General features: G+C 58.3%; 7 protein-coding genes and 1 pseudogene. 5 read left to right on the forward strand and 3 right to left on the reverse strand.

Features of this window, described 5'->3' with window-relative positions; all coding sequences use genetic code 11:
* Positions 1-89: 89 nt before the first annotated feature.
* A complete protein-coding gene (locus tag AAFN55_RS25690; protein WP_347801839.1) occupies positions 90-728 on the forward strand; it encodes a TetR/AcrR family transcriptional regulator in 639 nt (212 codons plus the stop codon).
* A gap of 323 nt (positions 729-1,051) precedes the next feature.
* Here the strand turns inward: AAFN55_RS25690 and AAFN55_RS25695 are convergent, their stop codons facing one another.
* Together AAFN55_RS25695 and AAFN55_RS25700 are read right to left on the reverse strand one after the other, a co-directional pair.
* On the reverse strand, positions 1,052-1,831 hold the full coding sequence (locus AAFN55_RS25695; protein WP_347801840.1) for an SDR family oxidoreductase: 780 nt from the start codon (positions 1,829-1,831) through the stop codon (positions 1,052-1,054).
* Positions 1,828-2,160 carry a nuclear transport factor 2 family protein gene (locus tag AAFN55_RS25700; RefSeq protein ID WP_347801841.1) on the reverse strand — a complete coding sequence of 111 codons (333 nt, stop codon included), beginning with the start codon at positions 2,158-2,160 and terminating at the stop codon, positions 1,828-1,830. The genes AAFN55_RS25695 and AAFN55_RS25700 overlap by 4 nt, the downstream gene beginning before the upstream one ends.
* A 135-nt stretch (positions 2,161-2,295) precedes the next feature.
* Between AAFN55_RS25700 and AAFN55_RS25705 the strand changes: the two genes are divergently transcribed.
* The 4 genes from AAFN55_RS25705 (at position 2,296) to AAFN55_RS25720 (ending at position 6,209) form a co-directional block, all read left to right on the forward strand.
* On the forward strand, positions 2,296-3,198 hold the full coding sequence (locus AAFN55_RS25705) for a LysR family transcriptional regulator (protein ID WP_347801842.1): 903 nt from the start codon (positions 2,296-2,298) through the stop codon (positions 3,196-3,198).
* A gap of 284 nt (positions 3,199-3,482) precedes the next feature.
* A complete protein-coding gene (locus AAFN55_RS25710) occupies positions 3,483-3,935 on the forward strand; it encodes a GNAT family N-acetyltransferase (RefSeq protein ID WP_347801843.1) in 453 nt (150 codons plus the stop codon).
* A 206-nt stretch (positions 3,936-4,141) separates the two neighbouring features.
* Positions 4,142-4,411, forward strand: a complete 270-nt coding sequence (locus AAFN55_RS25715; RefSeq protein WP_347801844.1) for a hypothetical protein — start codon at positions 4,142-4,144, stop codon at positions 4,409-4,411.
* Between the two features lie 523 nt (positions 4,412-4,934).
* A complete protein-coding gene (locus AAFN55_RS25720) occupies positions 4,935-6,209 on the forward strand; it encodes an NAD(P)/FAD-dependent oxidoreductase (RefSeq protein ID WP_347801861.1) in 1,275 nt (424 codons plus the stop codon).
* 314 nt (positions 6,210-6,523) lie between these two features.
* Here AAFN55_RS25720 and AAFN55_RS25725 read toward each other — a convergent pair.
* Positions 6,524-7,155 (reverse strand): annotated as a pseudogene (locus AAFN55_RS25725) (tyrosine-type recombinase/integrase).
* Positions 7,156-7,400: the final 245 nt, after the last annotated feature.

Consider the following 7,400-nt stretch of genomic DNA (forward strand, 5'->3'; position numbering starts at 1 on the left):
CGCTTAGATGCGCCATTGATCATGGACTTTTGAGTGTCGATCAAGCAAAATAAGCACTGATTAGATCGCATTTACGTGATGAGGGTCGAATGGATGTTCCAAGCTCCGCAGGCAAGACCAAGCCATACCACCACGGCAATCTTTTCGAGGAGTTGCTCCGGGTCGCCATCGAGATCATCGAGGAAAAAGGTGCCGATCACCTTTCTATGAGGGAAGTAGCAAGGCGCGCAGGCGTCTCACCTGGGGCACCCTTTCAACATTTCCAGTCCAAAGGTACACTGCTCACCGCCGTTGCCGAACAAGCCATGCAACGTCTAACCAACTCAGTTTCTGATGCCGAGGCCGCCGCCGGCGACGCCACTCCTTTGCGGCGTCTTGAAGCTATTGGCCAAGGCTATCTGCGCTGGGCTATGTCCAATCCCACTCACTTTGAGGTGATTAGCTCGCGCAAGCTGATTGACTTCGCCGCGTCAGAAACCTTGCGGGCGCAGAACGAAACCATTCGCCGGACCATGGTTGACCTCGTGACCCGCGCCAAGGTCGAAGGTAGTCTGGCACCAGACAGCGACGTTAATCAGGTGGTGCTTGCCGCTCGTGCCTACGTGTACGGTCTAGCGCGTATGGTCGTGGATGGTCATTTCCCTGAATGGCAAGTCACCGAGCAAGCGGACGCAACGGTCCTTGGCGCCTTGCATATGTTTATGACCAGCCTGAGCCGTGAACGCTAAAATGATCCAAGTGCCATGCGACATTGTCTGCTCTCAGCAGTTTCGAGCCGAAAACCGCCAGTCCGCTGTCCACCCGCTTCTACCGTTGACGGCACCTTAAGGGATTGCGGTGGGGAGATGATTTCCCGAGGCAGATTAGGGGCCGTCTGCTGACTGTCCGGGTCCGGCCGAGAAATTGAGAAAGCCGACGTTCGGCCATCGACTCCATTTCGTTCGTTGACGGGCGACGGTGACAGACTCGAAACCCCACTCGTCCCCATTGCCCTTCTGACACGTACTTTGACGCTGTTCGCTTTCAGACAGCAGTAATCGACGGCTGGCTGTTAGGCGGTCGGAACAGTTCCGCCGTCAATCACATGCTCCGTGCCGGTTATGGAGGACGCTCGGTCGGAAGCCAGGAACGCAATGAAGTCGGCAACCTCCCCCGGAGCAGCCGGTCGTCCAAGTGGAATGCCGCCGAGTGTGTCCATGATCACCTGCACCGCGTCGTCGTAGCCGATGCCGGACTCTTCTGCGATGCGGAGTGCCAGACCGTTCTTGCCCGGATCGGCGATCCAGCCGGGAGACACCCGCACGACGCGAACGCCTTTCGGCGAGACCTCCTTGGAAAGGCTCTTGCTGTAGGTATTGAGCGCGGCCTTGGCAGAAGCGTAACCGGTGGTAGCCTGAGGCAGCGGCAATCGGCCCTGGATCGAGGTCACATGAATGACGACGCCTTTTCCCTGAGCCAGCATGCCGGGGATCAGGGCACGATCCAGCCTGACTGCCGGGAAGAAGTTCAAGTTGAACTCCTTGTCCCAGTCGGCATCATTGAGCGCTGCAAAGCCGCCGGAGGGCGCGGAGGAGCCGCCCAGGACGTTGACGAGAATGTCGAGCCCGCCCAGTTCCCGCTGCACTGCATCCACGACCGTTTCGACACCCTCCCTCGTTGTGAGGTCCGCCGCGACGAAGGCGGCGCCGGCGAAGTCTGCGGGCTTGGTCCGCGCGGTGGTCAACACGCGCGCACCTAGGTCCCGGAAGAGCGCAACGGTCGCCGCACCGGCGCCCATCGTCCCGCCGGTGATCAGGGCACGGCGGCCTTCAAGCGTCAGGAATGGGCTCATACCGTGATCTCCAGATCTGCGATCTTGTCGCCGTTGAGAACGAAGAAGTACCGCAGATCGACGGGGCTTCCGGGGAAGTCGCCAGACACACGGCCCGTTACCTGGGTCTTTCCGTTCTCGGTGCTGATGAGAAAGGGCTCGGTCAGAGTGTACGAGTATTTCTGGTCGGTCTCGACCTTCCAACGCCGGATGGAGTCTCGGCCGACGCGGGTTTCGCCCGCGTCCCGGACGACAGCATCGTCGGTGAAGGCCGCGGCGACGGCGTCGGGGCTGCGAGCGTTGTCGGCATCGAAGTAGGCCTGGATGCTCGAAGGCAACTTGATGGTCATCTTGTTTCTCCTGTGTTTCCCCGTGCTTTGCTCGCCGGGGCCAGCCCATGTGCGCTGGCAGGAGATAATCTACGGCTCGACGAATGATCCGATAATTGGGATAGATAGGGATGAGGCATCACGAAAATCAGGACAATGACGCGAGACATCCTATCTGACATCGATGCCGTACTCGGCGTCGTCCGCCACGGCTCGTTTCGCGCCGCGGCCCTCGATCTCGGCATGTCGGCGACTGCGCTCAGCAATGCCATCGCAAAGCTGGAGCAGCGCCTGGGCATCCGGCTGTTCAATCGGACCACCCGGAGTGTATCCCTCACCGACGCGGGGCGGACATTTGTCGAGCGGGTCGGGCCAGCGATGACGGATATCCACGATGCCATGCTGGCCGCCCAGGCGCTTCAGGAGACGCCATCCGGCACGCTGCGCATCAACGCATTCGCGTCGGCAGCCCGCGAGGTGTTGGCGCCCCTGATGCTTCCCTTTCTGCGGCGCTATCCGCAAGTGCACATCGATTTGGTCACCGAAGGAAAGCTTGTCGACATCGTCGCCGCCGGCTTCGACATTGGTCTGAGGCCGGTCGACCTCGTGCCGATCGACATGATCGCCGTTCCTCTGGGCCTGCATCGTCAGCACGCGGTCGTGGGGTCACCCGAGTTTCTGGCCAAGCACGGAAAACCGAATGTGCCCACTGACCTCTATCGCTTTCGCTGCCTGCGCGCGCGCCTTCCGAACAACGCCATCTTCAGATGGCGTTTCGAGAAGGAAGGAGACGCTGTCCAGATCGACGTGCAGGGCTCGCTGACCCTCGATGAGCCGAGCCTCGTTCGGATCGCCGCACAGAACGGCGTCGGGCTGGGTTACGTTATGGAGGCGGAAGCCCGAGCGGACATCGCCGCCGGCAGGCTGGTTCAGGTTTTAGCAGACTGGACCCCCAGCCTGCCGCCGCTGGCGCTCTACTACCCCGCCCGAAAGAACCCGCCTGCCGCCTTCACAGCGTTCATTCAGGCGGCTCGTGAGTTTGCCTCTTCGGCCGGTTAGGTGTCAACGAAGCTGCCAACCCCGCCGATCTTCCAGCATCTGAAGTTCGGCTTGGGGGGCCGATAGCGGACTGTCCGGTTCCGACCGTGACATTGAGAAAGCCGACATTCAGCCAACGACGCCATTTCGGTCATTGACCGTGCTTTGCTCCCGACCTAGAAGCGGACAGATAACAGAAGGAGATTTATGCGCAGAGGCTTGTGATCCGACCGCAAATTGCGGCTTCACTTGGCACCAGCATTTGGTTGCCGGACCCCTTTGCATATCTCTTCTTTGGAATTCTCATGAAGAACCATGTCGTCGTAATCCGGCCCTATGCGCCGGAACGCGATTTGAAAAAGCTATCGCGCATCTGGCTCGATGCATCCCTATTGGCTCATCCTTTTATCGGCGAACAGCGCTTGCTTGAGCAACGATCGCTGATCGAAGATCAGTATTTGCCTAATGCCGAGACTTGGGTGGCGTGCGTTGACGAGGAGCCCAGCGGCTTTATCAGCCTGCTCGATACTTTCATCGGAGGAATCTTCGTTTCTCCAGCCCAGCAAGGGCTTGGTATCGGTCGTCAGCTTATCTCACATGCTCTCAACCTTAAAGGTGAACTAGAGCTTGAGGTTTACACCGACAATCAGCAAGCCGTGAATTTCTACACCAGACTCGGCTTTCAGGAGTTGTCACGCCGTGCTCGCGATGATGACGGCTACGCTTTCGAAAATGCCCGTCTGCGCCTAATCGGCTAATGGTGGGTCGTCGGGCGGCTAGATCTGCCGCCCGACAATCATTTTGGACTTTAGCAAACCAAAAGCCGACCGTCCGCTCTCCACCCCATCAACGACGTTTCGCAAACACAAAACAAGCCCTGCCACCTTTGGGCAGCGGGGCGTGGGAACATCGAGACGTAGCGATCGCTGAAACAGAATCACCATCGCTCGAAGCAGACACCTCCATGAACGCTGCGATCTCTGCTCCCCCGGATGTGAGGGCGGCTATTGGAAACTTCCTGAACGAGCGCAAAGCCGGCGACCAGCCCTTTGCGCTCCCGCATTCGATGAACGCAATCAGACGCATCTTCCCCGATCTTGGGATTTCGGATGCGGATCTTGCCGATGTCATCACCAGTGAAGCCCTTACCGCCGGCCTCAACATAGATTTCGATATGCCCGCCCTGAAGGGTTCCTTGGACAGATGGGACAACGAAGGTGGAGCAATTCGCTAATAGCCTCTTTACAAGTACGTGATGCGTCATAGGGAACCACCATCAACCCGTTCTTCGCGGGTGAGGCATGTCGTACTGCTCGCCATTGTTCTAATTGTCGTAGCTTGGTGAATCTGGCCTTTCTAAAAACAAAAAGCGCCCCACTAGCTACGGCCGGCGGGGGCGATTGTTCAGTTAAAGGATTTCCGAAGGGTTAGTTGACTATCAAAAGCGCTGCACAGCCGCCGAGAAAGGCAACTAGGATGATGGTTCCGAGCAGCATCGCGGCAGTGATAGTCCGCAAGGTTTCCAGTATCTCATCCATGATAGGCCTCCTTACAGAAGGCTAACGACCGTTGGCGAGGCAAGTTCCCGTAGCGTCGCCCCCATGCACCGAAGCATCCTACCTGACAACCGGAGACATCGGGAACAAAACGGGTGACTTTGCGCAGAGCACCACTATCCCTAAGGGCTCCTTGACGCGTTGCGCACCCCTCGATAGGTCCGGCGAGATTGGAGATGCACTATGTCCGAAGCTTCGTTGATGAAGCGCCACCATGTTGTTGTTGTCGGGGCTGGTTTTGCAGGTCTTGAAGTTGTTCGGGCGTTGTCGTCAAGCGGCGTGCAAATCACGCTGATCGATCAGTGCAATCACCATCTTTTTCAACCTTTTCTATACCAGGTGGCGACGTCGATCCTTGCTCCGTCGGAGATCGCATGGCCTATCCGTGGATTGTTCGAGCGTCGAACGGATGTGACGACCATTCTGGCGTCAGTGATCGACGTAAAAGCTGACAAGAAAGCTGTCATACTGGAGGATGGTACACCGGTAGCCTACGACAGTCTCGTCCTCGCCACCGGCGCTCGCCATGCCTATTTTGGAAATGACCAATGGGAAGAGTTCGCACCGGGCCTGAAGTCACTAGAAGACGCAACGACCATCCGCGAGCGGATTTTGATCGCATTTGAGCGCGCCGAAAGGGAGCCTGATCCGGCTAAGCGCAGGGCTTTTCTGACCTTCGGTGTGATCGGTGGCGGACCGACGGGGGTGGAATTGGCGGGCACGATCGCGGAACTGGCAAAAATCGCGATGCGGCGAGAGTTCAGGCGGATCGACACGCGCGAGGCAAGAGTACTGTTGATCGAGGCAGGCCCGCGTGTGCTTCCGACCTTTCGCGAGGATCTATCTGAATATGCATTGCAGGCGCTAGCCAAGTGCGGCGTGGAAGTGCGATGCGGCGTTCCTGTCACCGAGTGCTCTGAGGAAGGGCTAAGGCTGGGGGATGAATTTATCGCCTGCCGAACGGCAATCTGGGCCGCTGGCGTCTCCGCGTCGCCAGCACATCGGTGGCTACACGCTGACTGCGACCGCGTAGGCCGCGTAACGGTTGATGCCAATCTTCACCTGCCCGACCGGCCGGATATCTTTGTAATTGGCGACACCGCGTCAGTGATGGGGGAGAACGGTTGTCCCGTTCCCGGAATCGCTCCGGCAGCAAAGCAACAAGGAAAGCACGTTGCTCGCGTTCTGCGTGCTCGGCTGCGAAAGATGCCCGCACCCAAGCCGTTTCACTACCGCCATTTGGGCGATCTGGCGACCATTGGTCGTGGATCCGCAGTCATTGATATGGGACGGATTAGACTTCGCGGCCGGATTGCATGGTGGATCTGGGGTATCGCTCACATCTACTTCCTAATCGGGGCCCGAAGCCGCGCTGCCGTTGCCTGGAGTTGGATTTGGACACATCTGCGCGGGCAGCACAGCGCACGGCTTATCGTGCGCCAGGAGTACAATCGGTCCGCGCCTTATGAAACCTGATTTGCCTGGTAATTTGCGATACCGGCTCTGGGCGGTGACAGCAATTAAGGTCTCTAAGCCACCTGCGGAGAGGAAGTTGCATGCCTCCAGGTTCCCATTAGACACGTCAGCTGAAATGTTGCCGGTCTGAGCAAAGCGCAAACTCCCTGATGGTGCCACCTTGCCTGCGAAGCTGCTAACCAACGATGGCAGCCTAGCTAGTGTAGTTGCCCAAAACCCGCCGGTCCGCTTTCCGCCCCTCAGCAGCATGACAGGCACGCCGCCCTGCGCATTAAAAGCGGCCATCCGCGTTTTCGTCGGATGACCGCCCAACGTCAAATTTCGGTCCGCTCTGCCAGGAACAGCGCGTCCTCGACGTCGACACCAAGATACCGAACCGTGTTCTCAATCTTGGAATGACCGAGCAGTATCTGGATGGCACGGATGTTGCCCGTTGCTTTGTAGATCATCGACGCCTTGGTTCGACGGAGCGAATGTGTGCCATACTCTTCCGAACGTAGACCGATGCGGTCACCCACTCATCAACTAGTCGGGCATACTGCCTTGTGCTCATGTGGTTCGCGTGATCGACCCGGCTCGGAAAAGCATAATCCTCAACGGTGCCGCCGCGCCGTTCGAGCCAAGCCAGAAGGCTCGCTCGTACGTCGCTGGTGATCTCGAACTGGGCGGGCCGCCCCGTCTTTTGCTGAACGACGATCGCGCGAGTTCTGATCTCCGGTCCGACAACCACATCCCGAATCCGGATTTTGACCAGTCCGCAGCCGCGAAGCTTGCTATCGATCGCCAGATCGAACAGGGCTCGGTCCCGGATGCGTCGTTCGCGATCAAGGAAAAACCGGATCGCCCAGATATGCATCTGCATTAGCGGGCGCTTTGTCCCAACCTGTTTGCCGGCGTTCCAAGCTGAATGCTGGCGGCTAGCTTCATCAAATTGAGAATGACCCATTTGAGTTCTCCTCGGCCTTGATTGGCCGCAGGAAAAACGAAACCGTGAGGATCACAGGTAAGGGGCCGTCTGCTGACTGTCCGGTTCTGGCCGAGAAACCGAGAAAGCCGACGTTCGGTCAACGACCCCATGCCAGACATGCAGCGGAGATGGTCAGGCTCTTAAAAGCGGTCGTTGTGATTTCCATGTGAATCTACTGATCGCCTTTTTCTTTGTGCCGCGATGCTTTCTCGCGATTGCCGCAA

The organism is Mesorhizobium sp. CAU 1732 (assembly GCF_039888675.1).
GTDB lineage: Bacteria > Pseudomonadota > Alphaproteobacteria > Rhizobiales > Rhizobiaceae > Aerobium.